This is a genomic window from Pedobacter sp. Bi27 (assembly GCF_918698255.1).
Classification (GTDB): Bacteria; Bacteroidota; Bacteroidia; order Sphingobacteriales; family Sphingobacteriaceae; genus Pedobacter.
The window spans coordinates 97,185-113,705 of sequence record NZ_CAKKMW010000001.1 but is presented as its reverse complement, the minus strand read 5'-3'; the positions used below and the strand labels follow the sequence as shown (position 1 = coordinate 113,705).

The following is a 16,521-nucleotide window of genomic DNA, read 5'->3' as shown; positions in this document are numbered from 1 at the left end:
TTCGATGATGATGAAGTTCATAAAATCAATATCTTCCTAGGGTTAGGTGCCATGGGAATTCCTGTGACAGGAAGAAAAATTGAAGTCAACCCTGTATCTGTCAGGTTATTGGAGGGGTATATCCGAGAAAAATTTTGTACAGCATAAATAGAAGCTGTATTTTTATAAGTACCAACAGCAAAAAAATGAGAATCGAAGAGTATATACCGACCGAATTACTGAGACCTTTCATCAAGGCATACAGAATTGTTGAAAGTGAAATGGAAATGACAAATAGGATTTTGCCGGGAACCTCGCTTGTTGTTGCTTTTCGTTACAAGGGACAGGTCAGTTACCTATCAGACGATAGAGAAGAACTTTTGCCTGCTTCAACTATTTCTGGTTTAAGAAAATCGGTAAGGCTCATCCACTATTTACAAGATTCTGCTACCATAGTTGTTCAGTTTAAAGAGACAGGAGCTAAAGCATTTTTTAACGAACCGCTCTATGAACTCTTTGAAGAAAGTATTTCTCTTGATGCTTTCATTAAGAGAGATACAATTGAAATTATTGAAGAACAATTAGGCGAAGCTCAAAACAATATTCAGAGGATTGCCATCATTGAGCAGTTTTTATTATCGCGATTAGACAGCTATAAACCTGACAGATTAATCTCAGCAGCGGTAGAAATAATTCATTCAACAAGGGGTGCAATCAGAATAAAAGAATTAGCAGACACGCTTTATATCAGTAATGACGCTTTTGAAAAGAGGTTTAGAAAAACAGTTGGCACATCGCCAAAACAATTCTCCTCTATTATAAGGATGGAGGCAATTGTGAGGCAGAAACAACAATCAGAAAGCCTGGCAGGCATAGCTTATAACGCAGGATATTACGACCAACCTCATTTCAATAAAGACTTTAAACTGTTTACGGGGCAAACACCATCAGCGTTCTATAAATCGCCTAACTTTTGGTAATTCAATGATTTTTTACAATGATTTGGCTTGAGTTGTTCTGAAATTTGAAGTATAAAAATATAACCGATGACTTCAATACTCAGAATAACCTTCGCATTATGCACCGTAATGATGTGCAAGCAAAATAGCTTTTCCCAAGTTACTAACAGGTCACCAGAAAAATCAAACAAAATGGATAATATTAAACAAAAGGGGCTCATTTATTTCCTCTACGATACGGTATTTTTAAAAAAACGGTATGAGAAGTTATCAGAAATAATTTCGCCAGATTATATAAACCAGTTTGGAGCCAAGGGTGCCACTGGCTTTCAAGAAACAATATTTGAGTTAACAAAAGCATTTCCAGATGCTCAATGGGAAGTAAAAGAGATAATTGCTGATGGAAATAAAGTAGTAGTAAAACAAAAATTTAGTGGGACTCATAAAAATCAATTTCAGAATATTCCGCCAACCAATAAAACTGTTTCTGTTGACGGAATAGTAACCTATGAATTTAAAAATGGCAAAATAACTGGAAGTCAGATACAAACGGACCGCTTAGGGTTTTTACAACAGTTGGGTGTCTTACCCATCGACCTCACAAATTTATCCAATAAAAAAGAAAATCGTAATGAGGTATACTTCGTTGATAAGTTTTCAGTTCCCAAAGTATCAGTTGAAGAGTTTGTAGAGAGAATGAATTATAACAGGGTGTTTATAAAAACTTTGCCAGGCTTTATAAGTGATCAGGTTTTCGAACGAAAAGACAGTGAGGGTAATTTGGTCATTATAACAATTGCCGCTTGGGAAAATCAGGACAAACTGGATCGAGCGAAAACAACCGTACAAACAGAATATAAGCGAATAGCATTTAATCCTGTTGAATTTTACCAGCGATTAAATATAAAAATGGAAAGAGGACAATATTCAAAATTTAAAGAGTGAGAAAGGTGCAAAGATAAATGCAATGTGCCAGATGATCGAAACCACTTTGATGGAATTGAACGGTGAAGAAATTTCTGGCAACATCATCTCAAAAAAAGGCATTATCGATTGATTACTATTTATCCCTGCATTCTACGCTATTTGCAGGCTCAACTTTAACCAACTTTTGGTATAAAGATGTATCTCGCAATTTTTTTAGAAGTTGTTATAACTCAATTTCTCCATTCCTCAGCTAATTCGTTTAGACTTTAAAAATTAAAGTAAGTTAATATAGTGTTTACATGGGGCGAGTAGCTTTGCCTGCATTCTAAGGGACCAAGAATATAAACTAAAACGGTTTAGGGCCGATTACTAATTTTTAATTAACATGAAAAAACCTTTACTGCTTAAGCGGAAGTTTTTGCTATGCGCGTCATTGGCAAGTCTATTATCCGGTGTAATCTCAGTACCTGCAAATGCGGCGATTTATTGGGGTAATGCAGTCCATTCCATAAAAAAGCAAGGCACAGGAACCATCAGCGGTAGGGTCGTTGATGAAAAGGGCGACCCACTTCCGGGTGCGAGTATCCTCATCAAGGAATTAAACAAAGTTGTGCAGAGCAAACCCGATGGTAGCTTTAGCGTAAATGTTCCTGATGGAACCTATAATATCCAGGTAAGTTTCATTTCTTACACTGCTGTAACCCTAAATAAAGTTGTGGTGAAAAGCAACGAAACAACCACGCTGAATGTAACCCTTAAAGGCGAGACTGGAAGTTTAAACGAGGTGATTGTTGTGGGCTATGGCACGCAAAAGAGAGAAAATGCAACTGGTGCGGTTGATCAGATTACGTCAAAGAGCATTGAGAACAGACCGATTACCAATCTTACACAGGGGCTTCAGGGACTTCTTCCTAATCTAAATCTGAAAATGATGGACGGTAAGCCTACACAGTCACCAAGCTATAATATCAGGGGTACAACTTCCATCGGCCAGGGAGGTAATGCGCTGATCCTTATTGATGGTTTTGAGGGAGATCCGAGTTTGCTTAACCCTAACGACGTTGAAAGTGTCTCTATCTTAAAGGACGCTGCTTCTGCGGCCATTTATGGCGCAAGGGGTGTTTTTGGGGTTGTGCTGATCACGACTAAAAAAGCGGAGAAAGGACGCACCAGTGTTTCATATTCATCCAACTATGCAATAAAAAGCCCATTACAGGTTCCCGATTATGTAACTGATGGTTACACCTGGGCAAAAATGTTTGCCGAAGCTTTTGTAAATGGTGATGGTGCTTTTCCTCAAAATGCAAATAAAACCCAGAAATTCTCGCAGGCATATCTTGATGAGTTTAAGAAAAGAGCAGAATCTGGTCAGCCTTACAATCAGATCGAGGTTAATCCAACTACCGGAGAATACATTTATTATGGTAGCACCGATTATTATGCCGAACTGTATAAAAGAAATACTGCTGCCTTTGAAAATAATTTGTCGGTAAGTGGCGGTAGTGATAAAGCTTCGTTTCTGGTTTCAGGCCGTTTCTTAAATCAAGGTGGGTTGTTTAGATACAATAGCGATGATTACGACATGAAAAATATCCGGGCAAGAGGTTCTGTTCAGGTTTTTCCATGGCTGAGTATCGAAAACAATGCCGATTACTCGGTAATGAATTACCACAATCCAATTAATGTGGGTGAAGGTGGTGGTATCTGGCGGAATATTGCCGATGAAGGAAAACCAACAATGCCTTTATTTAATCCTGATGGATCATTAACGTTTGCTTCTGCGTATACCGTAGGTGATTTTATTTACGGGAAGAACGGGATTGATACCCGACGCCAGGTTTTTAGGAATATTACAGGCTTAAGGAGTAATTTCTTAAATAATAAATTGAGGATAAATGCTGATTTTACTTTTCGTAATACCAACAACGATATCGAACAAAAAAGGGTACAGGTGCCTTATAGCAATGTACGCGGGGTAACTGCCTACGTGGGTACAACCACGAATGATCTGTTGTTCGATAAGCGCGAAACCAATTACCTTGCCACCAATATTTATGCGGAGTTCGAAAACCGTTTCGGGGCCGATCATTATTTAAAAGTAATGGCAGGTTACAACTATGAGCAATCTACTTATAACCGTGTTGCCATTCAGCGTAATGGGATTATTTTTGAAGACGCCACAGACCTTAACCTTGCTTTGGGCCAATCAATTAATACAGGTGGAGGTTACGAACAGTGGGCAATTTTGGGTGGATTTTCCAGATTAAATTACGCTTTTAAAGATCGTTATCTGGTAGAGGTGAATGCACGTTATGATGGGTCTTCGAAATTCCCTTCCGATCAGCGTTATGGATTTTTTCCGTCAGTTTCAGCAGGATGGAGGATCAATAAAGAGCCTTTTTGGAAAGTATCCGATAAGTTTATTTCCGATTTAAAATTAAGAGCTTCTTATGGATCTCTTGGAAATGGTAATATTGCCTCCTACGCATTTCAGGAAATCTTCAACATCAGCCAATCAGGTGTTATCCTGAATGGTGTTAAACCACAAACAACCAAGATTCCGGCAGTATTGCCAGATGGCTTAACCTGGGAAACCTCTACCACGACCAACTTGGGTTTAGATCTGACCATGCTTTCAGGACGTTTGACTTTCACAGGAGATGCTTATATCCGTAAAACTACTGACATGTTTACTTTTGGCCTTACCCCACCAGCAGTGTTTGGTGCCGATGTGCCCAAAGGCAACTACGCAGACTTAACAACCCGAGGCTGGGAAGTTTCAATTGGTTGGAATGATCGGATCGGAAGATCAGACAAACCCTTTAGGTATAATGTGAGGCTAACCCTTTCTGATAATAAGACCAAGATCGATAAGTACAATAATCCAGATAAGTTATTGAGCGATTACTATGAGGGGCAGACTTTGGGAGAAATTTGGGGTTATGAAACCGAAGGTTTCTTTATTGATGATGCCGATATAGCAGCTCACGCCAAACAGGATCCGCAGATGAGGGCATCTCCAAGCGGTAAATGGTTCGCTGGCGATATTAAACTTAAAGACCTGAATGGAGATGGTCTCATCAATGTAGGCGAGAACAAGGTAGGTAAATCTGGAGATAGAAAAATCATTGGAAACTCAGCACCGCGATATCTTTATGGCATTAATCTGGGTGCAGATTGGCATAATATCTCATTTTCTGTCTTCTTCCAGGGGGTAGGCAAACAGCAATGGTATCCAAGCACAGAAACAGAAATGTTCTGGGGGCAGTATAACAGACCATACAATAACATACCAACTTTTCATTTGGGCAACATGTGGACACCAGAGCATACTGATGCCTATTTCCCAAGAACGATGTCGAGGGCTGCATCGAGCAATACCAACCGTACACTGGGCGTGGCGCAAACGAAGTACCTCCAGAATGTGGCTTACTTAAGGATGAAAAATCTTCAGGTTGGATATAATCTGCCAAGCAAATGGATAAATAAGATCGGTGCACGTAGTGTGAAGGTGTTTTTCTCAGGTGAAAACCTATTTACCTATTCACCGATGTACAAAATTGTAAAACATACCATCGATGTTGAAAATGCGGTGCCTTCAGATCAGGACTTGAATCCGAACAGTACAAATGGTGATGGTTATAACTACCCTTTAATGAAGTCTTATTCTTTTGGATTAAACATTGGTTTTTAGGCTATTGATTAAAAATAATAGAAATGATGAAAAAACAATATATCTGGATTCTTTTAGCCTGCCTGGCTTTGGCGGCCTGCAAAAAATTAGATCAGCAACCAGAATCTACAGCCACTAAAAAAGCGGTTTTCGGTACAGAGAACGGACTTAAATTATATACCAATTCCTTTTATGGTATGGATTTTCTTCCCAAAAATTCTACCAGCCAGGATGCCATGTCCGATTATCTTGCGGTTAAATCTGTGCCTGATTTTATCCGGCAGGGTGGTTTTGCCGCCAATAATAGCTCTGGCTGGACCTGGAGAGATTTAAGGAACATTAATTATTTTATAGAAAACTGTAACGATCCTGCTGTATCGCCAACAGTTCGCAACAACTATCTAGGCATAGCACGTTATTTCCGTGCTTATTTTTATATGGAAAAGGTAAAGCGTTTTGGCGATGTACCCTGGATTAACAAGCCTTTAGATATTGATGACCCGGCATTAAATGCAGGCAGAAATAAAAGAGAACTGGTGATGGACTCTGTACTGGCTGATATCAATTTTGCCTGTGCCAACATTCTGGCTACCAATGATCCCAGTCGCACCACAATTACCAAATGGGTCGCCTATGCTTACAAATCGCGGATCTGTCTTTTTGAGGGCACGTATAGGAAATATCATACGGAGCTAAGTTTGGGTGCAACGGCAAACAAATGGCTGGAAGATGCTGCCTCAGCTGCAGATGAGATTATCAAAAAGGGTGGTTATTCACTCAATACAGCAGGAGGTGCAGGGGCATCTTATCGTCAGGTATTTACCAGCAATACGCCCTTGATAAATGAAGTGCTCCAAGCTGCTGTTGCAGATGTTAACCTTGGTGTATTAAATGAGGCCAATTGGTGGTGGACTAGTGGTACATATGGTGCAAAAGCAAGTTTTACCCGAACCTTTATTAATACCTTCCTAAAACTGGATGGCACGCCATATACCAATGATCCGGCCTACAGTACTATGCTTTTTAAGGATGAGGTGAAAAATCGTGATTTAAGATTGAAACAGACCATCCGCTCAGGCGATTATAAAAGAATAAGTAGTGGACAACAGGTACCCGCGCCACCGGTTTTCTCTTATACCTTTACCGGTTATCAGCCGATCAAATACACACTTGATGATACTTACTTTGATGCAGGTGCACTAAATACCAATGCAATTCCATTGTTTCGTTATGCAGAAGTGCTGCTAAATTATGCGGAGGCAAAAGCCGAGTTAGGCACGCTAACAGATGCGGAATGGGCTTTAACTATTGGTGCACTACGATCGAGAGCGGGAATTACCGGAGGTTTAAATATCAAGCCAACCTTTGCCGATCCATATTTAATTGCCAATTATTTTCCTGGAATTACTGATGCTACTTTGTTGGAAATCAGGAGAGAAAGGGGTATTGAGCTTAGTTTAGAAGGACTGCGTTATGCTGATTTACTGAGGTGGAAAAGAGGCCCCTTGATGGAACAGGAATGGAACGGTTTCTACGTGCCAGCTTTAAATACCCCTATGGATTTAAATGAAGATGGCATTCTGGATGTTGCATTTTATCAGGGTACGCGCCCAACACCTGGAGTGGCTGGCGTAACTTATGTTGATGTTTCTGCAACTATTGGTAGCGCTGCCAATTCGCAATTGTTAAAGAACGGCAGTAATGGCGAACTCACCTGGATGAAAGAAATCTCACGGAAATGGAATGAGCGAAATTATTATTATCCAATTCCTTTAAGCGATCTTCAACGAAACCCTAACCTGAAACAAAACCCAGGTTGGGAATAATTACTGATTTACAGATAAATAAAGATGAAAATAAAATTATTATTACCTGCAACCTTGTTATCCTTTACAACATTGATGGTGAAGGCGCAGCAAATTACCATTGGTACCTTTAATATCCGTTATGATAATCCTTCCGATTCAGGCAACCTATGGGTAAACAGGGCACCTATTGTTTCCAACCTTATCCGCTTTCATAAGTTCGATGTACTTGGAATTCAGGAAGGTTTAAAGAACCAGTTGGATGATATCTCTAATGCACTTCCAGAATATGCACGATATGGCAAAGGAAGAGATGATGGCAAGGATGGCGGGGAGCATTCTGCTATTTTTTACCGTAAAGACCGTTTTAAACTACTTAAAAGTGGCGACTTCTGGTTATCTGAAACTCCTGATCAACCGGGGAAAGGATGGGACGCCACGTGTTGCAATAGAATTTGCTCGTGGGTGTTCCTCGAAGATGTGAAAACCAAAAAGAAGTTTTACACCTTTAATGTGCATTACGATCACCAAGGGGTTATTGCCCGCAAAGAGAGCAGTAAACTGATATTAAAAAAGATTGCTGAAATTGCCGGCACTACACCAACATTGTTAACTGGCGATTTAAATGGGGGAAGAGACAGCGAATGGTATCAAAGCATCGCAACTTCAGGTGTTTTATCAGATACACATTCAAAAGTTAAGTTTCCGTATGCCAATAACTCATCTTCAAATGGCTTCCGTACGCCACGTGGGCAAACTGTAATTGATCATATTTTTATGAGTAAACAATTTACAGCAACCAGGTGGGGTATTTTGACTGATACCTATTTTGGTAAATTCCCTTCAGATCATTTTCCGGTATTGGCCGAGATTGAGCTGAAATAGTAAACTTATTTGCGGCTGCGCTGCGGCCTAATAATGTAAAAAGGATCTCTTGGATAATTGTTCAAGAGATCCTTCTTTTATGTCTTAAAATTCTCACGATAATTTAACCGCTTTCCTTTATCTTTGCCGCGAATTTAATATTCCCAATCGTGATTAATGTAAATAACATCTCCGTTTCATTTGGCGGAACCACCCTTTTTAGCGATGTAACCTTTTCGATAAACGAGAACGATAAAATCGCCTTAATGGGTAAAAATGGTGCGGGCAAGTCGACCATTTTAAAAATCATTGCAGATGTAGCTAAACCTACTTCTGGTAGCGTAACAGGCCCGAAAGAAGCTGTGATTGCGTATTTGCCACAACATTTGCTCACTCATGACAATGTTACTGTTTTTGAGGAGACTATGAAAGCTTTTGCCGAGGTAAACCAGATGCAAAAAGAACTTGATGAGCTGAATGAACAACTTACTATCCGTACCGATTACGAAAGTGACGACTATATGAAGCTTATTGAGCGGGTATCGGAGCTAAGTGAGCAATTTTATTCGATTGAAGAAACCAATTACGATGCAGAAGTAGAGAAAGTGTTAAAAGGTTTGGGTTTCGAGCGTAAAGACTTTACCCGCCAAACTTCTGAATTTTCTGGCGGATGGCGCATGCGTATCGAATTGGCCAAAATTTTATTAAAGAAACCTGATCTTATTTTACTGGATGAGCCTACCAATCACATGGATATCGAAAGTATTCAATGGCTGGAAGATTTTCTGATCAATTCGGCAAAGGCGGTGATGGTAATCTCCCACGATCGTACCTTTGTAGATAATATTACCAACCGTACTATTGAGGTAACCATGGGCAGGATATACGATTATAAAGCCAAATACACCCATTACCTCCAACTGCGTGCCGAGCGCCGTGTACACCAATTGAAAGCCTACGAAGAACAACAACGTTTTATTGCCGACAACCAGGAATTTATCGATCGCTTTAGGGGAACCTATTCTAAAACCTTACAGGTACAATCGCGTGTAAAAATGCTGGAGAAACTAGAAGTAATCGAGATCGATGAAGTGGATACTTCGGCATTACGATTAAAGTTTCCTCCATCACCACGTTCAGGTCAGTACCCGGTAATGGTCGAAGAGTTGACTAAAACTTACGGCGATCATGTTGTTTTTGAAAAAGCATCTATGGTGATCGAACGAGGAGAAAAAGTGGCTTTTGTTGGTAAAAACGGCGAAGGTAAATCGACTATGATTAAAGCCATTATGGGTGAGATTGATTTTGAAGGTGGTTTAAAAGTAGGGCACAATGCTAAGATTGGCTATTTTGCGCAAAATCAGGCTGCATTGCTGGATGAAAACCTAACGGTATTCGAAACCATTGATCAAATTCCATTAAGCGACGGCTCAATAAAAATCAAAGACCTTTTAGGCGCCTTTATGTTCAGTGGCGATGATACCACAAAAAAGGTTAAGGTACTTTCTGGTGGTGAGAAAACCCGTTTGGCCATGATTAAATTGTTGTTAGAACCCGTAAATGTATTGATCCTGGATGAGCCTACCAACCATTTGGATATGAAAACCAAAGATATTATTAAAGACGCGTTGAAAGATTTTGATGGTACTTTGATTTTGGTATCGCATGACCGTGATTTCTTAGATGGATTAGTTCAGAAAGTATTTGAATTTGGCAATAAACGTGTTCGTGAACACTTTGAAGATATTAAAGGATTCTTAGCTTATAAGAAAATGAATAGCCTGAAGGAAATAGAGCAAAGTTAAACGTATTTCCAATACTAAATTTTTAAAAGCAGTTCTAAAAAAGAGCTGCTTTTTTGTTTTAACAGATTTTGGATTTTAAAGCAATGTAGCTTTGATGATTTTATTTTACTTAAATTCTTACCTTTAATTCTACCTACTATGATGAATAAATGAAAAACATTGTTGTTTTAATTGGCTTACTACTTACTTTCGGATTGGCCAAAGCCCAATCTAATCGTGAAGATCTCGAAATGAACTGGCCTAAAGGTGAAGAACGGGAGCTTGACGAAAAATTATCCTCAACCCAGACCGATTTCTCTCGTCGTCGTCAAAAATGGAACCTGAAGGGCGGTGCTAAAGAAAAATGGCAAGAAATGGTAACGATACTTAGTGAAGATATCACCAAAAATACCATAAGCTTCGATAGTATTAATGCCTTCTTTGATCCATCAAAAACAAAAGGCGCCATTATTAAGTTCTTGAAAGAAAAGAAGGATGGCCCATTTCCTTATAAACTGATCAGTATTGAAAGCGAGAATATTAAATCCAAGCAAATACCTACTTCTACTCTTGTTTATATTATAGATGGTAAAACTTGCAGGCATACTGTCTTCGTTTCGATGATAACCTCAAGGTTTCCGGCAGATTTCCTTAAACAATGGTCAGAGGTGTTGTTAAACAGCAAGGTTATTCCGTCTAAGGCAGGAAACTTTGAGTATACGGATGATGCAGTTTTTGACGTCAAGGAGATAAATGGAAGCAAGACATTTTTAGTTAAGGCCAATTTTAGATCAGTTCAGGAACAACACCTGCTTAAGGGACAGTCTGTTAAAGTTGTTTTAGATGATCTTCCAGAAACCAGCCTTTCTGGTAAAATATTAGAGATTGGCGGATTGAAAAACAACTCGGCCCTGATCTCTCCCAATACCGCGACTGGGAAATTTGTAAAAATGATTGAGCGATTTCCTGTTGTGATTAGTGTAGAAATCCCCTCGGCAACTGAAGATAAGTTTAAAACTGGGATGAGCTGTACAGTTAAAGTGGCTACAGCGCCGTAAAAGTGAAATCTAAAATTGAAATAGATGCGCCTATGGAAAACAGGTTTGAGGAAATGTTGAGCGAATATAACCTGAATAAAGAAAACAGTATTTTACCTCTTTTGGATGATTTTAGAGATGAGGATGAGGTTCGCGCTATTGTATGAGGGTTTTACAAACCTATCCTGACCTGAAAAAAGAAGACTGGATGATTGGGATTGAAGGAGGAGATTACATTTACAGTTTTGAGGGCAATTTTATTTTTATCACGGATGATATCTGGAGTTTTAATTTAATTGCAACGCAGCCCGTATTGGAATTGCTGGCAGGGAAAATGCGAATGCTGAAGCAATCAGAGCTTTGAAAAAGGTAGCATAAGCTAAGGGAAAAAGGTTGTCTTAAAAACTTTTCCCTTTTTAAGCAAATCAATAATTTCTTCATTCGTATTATCTATTAAAATACCTGAACACTTTATTCAGAAATAAGACTACTGTTTAATACTAATTGAAGCTTTTAGTGGGATTTCTAAATTTTTTATGGCACCAATTGGAGCAACCTTAATTGATCTGTTTCCTTTGGATAGGTAGAAATAATAAATACTATTTGTGGCGATCAAATAAATGTCTTCAGATTCGCCGTTCGAATAATTCAGCTTGCGGTCGTATTCGAGTTCGTTATTGCGGATGTGTTTTGATAAGTTTTTCCCTTGTCCAAGTCCAATCCCCAAAAACAGTGATAGTAGTCCGATAGCAAAAATAATAGTGAAAAGTTTTGAAAAATGGTTTTCTACTTCCTCTTCACTAAGTGTTTCAGGGTTTTTTAGGCCAGAAAGACGTTGAGCCCACTTTTTATTCCTACGCCTTACCAGGTAGGTTGGATAGGCATAGGATAATAGAATAAAGCCTGTTGTAACAACCAACACTACCGGATGAGATGTTAGTGTTGCCACCGGACTGATCAATACATCCATAATTGTGGTGTACTTTAAAATGTTTATACCAATCTGATGGTAAAAAATGCTTTCTTTTAGTATTCCCATCACCACAAGGAACAGGTAACCATATGGCAATAGTTTTTGCAAGTTTTCAGAGAGTTTCATTTGCTAATGATGTTATTTAGTCTAGAGGTAGGCTTTGTTTTGAATGCAAAATAGAAAAAATAACTGTCTCTATTGGTTGTTTGTATAATAAGCAAAATTATTGGCCAGAATAATTTAATTTAAAGCTCCAAGCTCCTGTCATTTATTGAACTGAGGACGGAACAAGGGCAACAATTTCTTCTGTTGTGGTTTCTACCTGGCTAACATCTGTTTGGGTGGCAGCAAAACGATCGATAGTTAAATTTGGTGCTTTGCCCATAACCAGCGTGTGGCGATTGGTATTGCCTTTGAGTTTTAATGTACTATTGTCGAGAATTTGAGTATATAGGCCCTCACTACTGGTATCGATATCGGCAAAGGCATTTCCCTTAAGAATGATCTGGAGAAATTTAGTATTGAGCTTTGTTTCTGTTTTTACTATAGCATTTTCATCAGCCTCAATGCGATAGATGTCGTTTACATAAATAACAAGTTTACACTTCTCTTTATCGAGGCTGGTAATGCGTAGTACCTCGCCCTGCTGGGTAACTTTCACATTTCCGGTGTTATCATCTGCAAAAGATATTCCAATCGCGGGCCGCTGTACCAACATCACTTCTACATTTCCCTTTATCACAATCTTTCTAAAGTTTTGAATGTTGTAAAGCATCGTCGTGTTTTTTTCTGTAGCCTTTAAGTTGTTCGGAAGGGCAGCCGTTAAGGTAATTACTGCTAATGCAATAACGATTAGCGTTTTAATTGAAGTTTTCATCGTATTTTTTATTTAAATGTTAAAATTTATTAAGCTTATGGGTGGTGCACTATTTAAAATCAGCTTGCACCAACATTATTCAGTTTCGTGGTTAACCAAGCAGGTGCCAAAAAGCAAATGTCATCTTAATCGCTTTGTAAGGGCTATTTTTGCTTATTACCCGTTTAAGCATGTTCATTTCCGAACAGTAGTTGTGCGGCAGCGAACAGTTTATGCGTATTAGCAGGTAATTGCTATTTCAATTGTTTATTAGGGCACATGTAAGATTATATTCATTATTTTAGTAAAAGTTAAAGTATATTGAATCAGTCGTTTTGAATAGAAATCACGATGTCAGTAAAAATTAATCGGCAAACACAGCAAAAACTTCAGCAGTTATTGGTCATTATTCTGGCTTGGGTAATGGCTGGGATGGTAATTGCCATTTTTGAAGACCTTGTGCTGCATACCCGAAATTCTTTAGGGCCTGCACCAGGCTATACCTTAATTTCTTCAATTGTACTAAATGCAGTTATTGGCTTGTTTGGTGCACTTTTAGGAGGAAGTTTACTCGTGTTTTTTGTAAATGTAAAATATAACGATAAGCCTTATGGTTATACCCTCTTAATTGTTGCCGGATCGTTTTTAGGCGTTATTTTGATTGTAAACGAGATACTGAGCCTCTATGAATTGGGCGATTCTAAAAGATTTTTAAAAAACGGATTGGTGTGGGCCTTTGTGGTTTCCATAACGCAGTTGCTGCTGCAAATAAACAGTAAGTTTGGGCAAGGTATTTTCTGGGATATTATCAGTGGAAAATACAATACACCTAAAGAAGAATCAAGGATCTTTATGTTTCTCGACTTAAATTCATCAACCTCAATCGCCGAAAGCCTCGGAGATAAAAAATACCACGAATTATTAAAAGATATCTTTATCGATATTACCAATCCTATTTTAGAAAATAGGGGAGAAATATACCAATATGTGGGTGATGAAGTGGTAATTGCCTGGCGGTATGATGAAGGGTTAAGAAACAATAAATGCATCAATTGTTTTTTTGATATCAAAGCGCATCTGTTACTTCTGAGGGATAAGTACATTGGAAAGTATGGTTTAATACCTGCTTTTAAAGCAGGTATTCATTGCGGAAAGATTATAGCAGGCGAAGTGGGGATTATAAAACGCGATATTACCTATTCTGGAGATGTACTGAATACCACTTCAAGAATTCAGAATATGTGCAAGGAGTTTAACCAGGAGATGCTGGTTTCGATAGCGCTAATTGAAGAACTACAGTTAACAGATCATTATACCACGCAAATGTTAGGTGCAATTAAGCTCCGCGGAAAGGAAAAAGAAATGCAGCTTGTAGCTGTACAGCCTGTTTAATACACCCAAAGCATAAAAAATATGCGCAAAACATATTATATTTTATGAGCCTATAAATTATTAGTATGTCAGTCTGAGCGGAGTCGAAGACCCGTTTTTGATATATTAAAAGCAATCGACTCCACTACCATTGACGTTATTTTGCAAATAATTATTAATCAACATTTTAACAAATTTCGCATTTCCATCCAGCTAGGCCATAGTACGGTATCCCCGTTCTACTTAAATCCGGCCTAACAAATTTTTCGGGCCGCACTATCCAAGCCAACGTACACGCTTCGAAAGAAAAATTTTCAGCCGGCATTTTTTGTTTTTTCATGAGCTTTTATGTTTTCAAGGGCATTCAAGCTAGCTACGCTGGTCTTTTGATGCCAAAAAGAAAGAGCCCTTCGGCGGCGGTGAGCCGAGGCAAGACTGCGCCGTAGACCAAGAGAAAACAATTGTACGTCACTCATATTGATTTTAAACAATTAATTATCCCTACCATTGACAGATCTTTTAAGAAGGGTCGTCATTGCGAGGCACGAAGCAATCTTAAAGCGCTCGCTACTAGCGATAGTTGTAAGATTGCTTCGTCGGCTGAAAAAGCCTTCTCGCAATGACGATAATCTGAGGAGATTTAATTTTTTAAATTCTTCTGTCATTAATATTGATTTTTATACAATAAATTACCCCTCAGTGTGACAAAAATATTAGATAAGTAAAAATAATTGCGTCAAATTTAAACAGGCTCTATATATACTGTAATAATTTCTTTACTAAAAAAGCAGGACAGAGCAGGTTGCTTCTTTTTTTTAATTGTGATAGATTGGCTTGATTAACCATTTATAAACCCTATATGTTTTGTCCCATTGGGAGCAATGATATAGTTTAAGCCATGTAATATGTTTACCAATCCGATTAAAACTTCGGGATTTAAAATATTATTTCTTTGTTCTGCGATATGCGCTGGCATACCAGCTTCTGCTCAATATGTAGAACATAAAGGGAATGATGTTACTTCGCCGCTACATCTGTTAAAACCGGCCTATGTTACACCTTATGGTGAAACAAAAATGGCAGATATTAAAGTATCGCTGGATCGCGTTTTTAACTACCTGGATAAAACGACTCCTTTCGAACTGATAGATAAGGCTTCGGGAAAAGTGGTTTCGGATTTAAAAAAAGCAGATTCCACTTCGATATTTAAACCGGGAGACTATCGTTTAACAAGTTACGAATGGGGTGTTACCTATACGGGGATGTTGGAGGTTGCTACTGCAACAGGAGATCAAAAATTTAAAGATTATACCATCAAGCGGGTTAATTTTTTGGCAAATGTTGTTTCTGCTTATCAAAAACATTTAAAAACAAATAAAGGGGTAGTAACGCCCGTTCGTTCGGTAATAGATCCACATGCACTGGATGATGCAGGTTCTATTGCTGCTGCAATGATTAAGGCGCAACGAACAGGAGAGGTGAAAGCCGATCTCCGCCCGGTTATCGATCATTATTTAAATTACATCATGACCAAAGAGTTCCGTTTGAAAGATGGTACATTGGCCAGGAACAGGCCGCAACCCAATACGTTATGGCTTGATGATCTCTACATGAGCCTGCCTGCAATTGCGCAGATGGGCGTATTAACTGGCGATACGAAATATTTTGACGAAGCGGTGAAACAATACAGATTGTTTGCCGAACGGATGTTTAATCCAGAAAAAGGATTGTATATGCATGGCTGGGTTCAGGATATGGATCCCCATCCGCAGTTTCATTGGGCGAGAGCCAACGGTTGGGCACTTATGACCAAAATAGAACTGCTGGATGCCTTGCCTGTAAACCATCCAGGTAGACCCTATATTTTGCAAATGTTAAAAGCACATGTAAAAGGTTTGGCAGCTTTGCAGGATGGGACAGGTTTTTGGCATCAGCTTTTAGATCGTAACGATTCTTATTTGGAAACTTCTGCTACCGCTATTTATAGTTATTGCATTGCCCGTGCAGTAAACAAAGGCTGGCTTGACGCCAAAGCTTATGGCCCTATGGCGCTGTTGGCCTGGAATGCCGTGAGCACTAAAATAAATGCAAACGGTCAGGTAGAAGGTACCTGTGTAGGTACGGGCATGGGCTTCGATCCTGCGTTTTACTATTATAGGCCTGTAAATGTTTTTGCGGCACATAGCTATGGCCCGGTGCTTTTAGCAGGAGCAGAAACTTATCGTTTGTTACAAGCGCACCCTTTCGTAATAAACGATAGTTCGGTACAGATGTACAAATAGTCAGCACCGCA

General features: G+C 39.0%; 13 protein-coding genes. 11 read left to right on the top strand and 2 right to left on the bottom strand.

What is annotated here, in order from left to right:
• Positions 1 to 185 precede the first annotated feature (185 nt).
• The 9 genes from LQ227_RS00370 to LQ227_RS00330 all read left to right on the top strand — a co-directional run bounded on the left by LQ227_RS00370 (position 186) and on the right by LQ227_RS00330 (position 11,392).
• Entirely contained in the window at positions 186 to 959 is a 774-nt protein-coding gene (locus LQ227_RS00370) for an AraC family transcriptional regulator (protein ID WP_230147729.1), read from the top strand.
• Between the two features lie 171 nt (positions 960 to 1,130).
• Positions 1,131 to 1,883, top strand: coding sequence for an ester cyclase (locus LQ227_RS00365; protein ID WP_230147727.1), 753 nt, complete (start codon positions 1,131 to 1,133; stop codon positions 1,881 to 1,883).
• 367 nt (positions 1,884 to 2,250) lie between these two features.
• Positions 2,251 to 5,559, top strand: coding sequence for a TonB-dependent receptor (locus LQ227_RS00360; protein ID WP_230147725.1), 3,309 nt, complete (start codon positions 2,251 to 2,253; stop codon positions 5,557 to 5,559).
• A 23-nt stretch (positions 5,560 to 5,582) separates the two neighbouring features.
• Positions 5,583 to 7,364 carry a RagB/SusD family nutrient uptake outer membrane protein gene (locus tag LQ227_RS00355; protein ID WP_230147723.1) on the top strand — a complete coding sequence of 594 codons (1,782 nt, stop codon included), beginning with the start codon at positions 5,583 to 5,585 and terminating at the stop codon, positions 7,362 to 7,364.
• A 24-nt stretch (positions 7,365 to 7,388) separates the two neighbouring features.
• Entirely contained in the window at positions 7,389 to 8,228 is an 840-nt protein-coding gene (locus tag LQ227_RS00350; RefSeq protein WP_230144230.1) for an endonuclease/exonuclease/phosphatase family protein, read from the top strand.
• 149 nt (positions 8,229 to 8,377) lie between these two features.
• Positions 8,378 to 10,012: an ABC-F family ATP-binding cassette domain-containing protein gene (locus LQ227_RS00345; protein WP_230144231.1), complete on the top strand. Its 1,635-nt coding sequence runs from the start codon at positions 8,378 to 8,380 to the stop codon at positions 10,010 to 10,012.
• A gap of 149 nt (positions 10,013 to 10,161) precedes the next feature.
• Complete coding sequence (locus LQ227_RS00340) at positions 10,162 to 11,049, top strand: hypothetical protein (RefSeq protein ID WP_230144232.1); 888 nt, start codon at positions 10,162 to 10,164, stop codon at positions 11,047 to 11,049.
• Positions 11,050 to 11,051: 2 nt separating this feature from the next.
• Positions 11,052 to 11,195 carry a hypothetical protein gene (locus LQ227_RS00335; protein ID WP_230147721.1) on the top strand — a complete coding sequence of 48 codons (144 nt, stop codon included), beginning with the start codon at positions 11,052 to 11,054 and terminating at the stop codon, positions 11,193 to 11,195.
• Positions 11,192 to 11,392, top strand: coding sequence for a hypothetical protein (locus tag LQ227_RS00330; protein ID WP_230147719.1), 201 nt, complete (start codon positions 11,192 to 11,194; stop codon positions 11,390 to 11,392). Before LQ227_RS00335 ends, LQ227_RS00330 begins: the two co-directional genes overlap by 4 nt.
• Positions 11,393 to 11,515: 123 nt before the next feature.
• Here the strand turns inward: LQ227_RS00330 and LQ227_RS00325 are convergent, their stop codons facing one another.
• Positions 11,516 to 12,127, bottom strand: coding sequence for a hypothetical protein (locus LQ227_RS00325; RefSeq protein ID WP_230144234.1), 612 nt, complete (start codon positions 12,125 to 12,127; stop codon positions 11,516 to 11,518).
• Positions 12,128 to 12,269: 142 nt separating this feature from the next.
• A complete protein-coding gene (locus LQ227_RS00320) occupies positions 12,270 to 12,878 on the bottom strand; it encodes a GIN domain-containing protein (protein ID WP_230147717.1) in 609 nt (202 codons plus the stop codon).
• 330 nt (positions 12,879 to 13,208) lie between these two features.
• Between LQ227_RS00320 and LQ227_RS00315 the strand changes: the two genes are divergently transcribed.
• Both LQ227_RS00315 and LQ227_RS00310 read left to right on the top strand, forming a co-directional pair.
• Complete coding sequence (locus LQ227_RS00315) at positions 13,209 to 14,249, top strand: adenylate/guanylate cyclase domain-containing protein (protein WP_230144236.1); 1,041 nt, start codon at positions 13,209 to 13,211, stop codon at positions 14,247 to 14,249.
• A gap of 884 nt (positions 14,250 to 15,133) precedes the next feature.
• Positions 15,134 to 16,510: a glycoside hydrolase family 105 protein gene (locus LQ227_RS00310; protein ID WP_230144237.1), complete on the top strand. Its 1,377-nt coding sequence runs from the start codon at positions 15,134 to 15,136 to the stop codon at positions 16,508 to 16,510.
• Positions 16,511 to 16,521 lie beyond the last annotated feature (11 nt).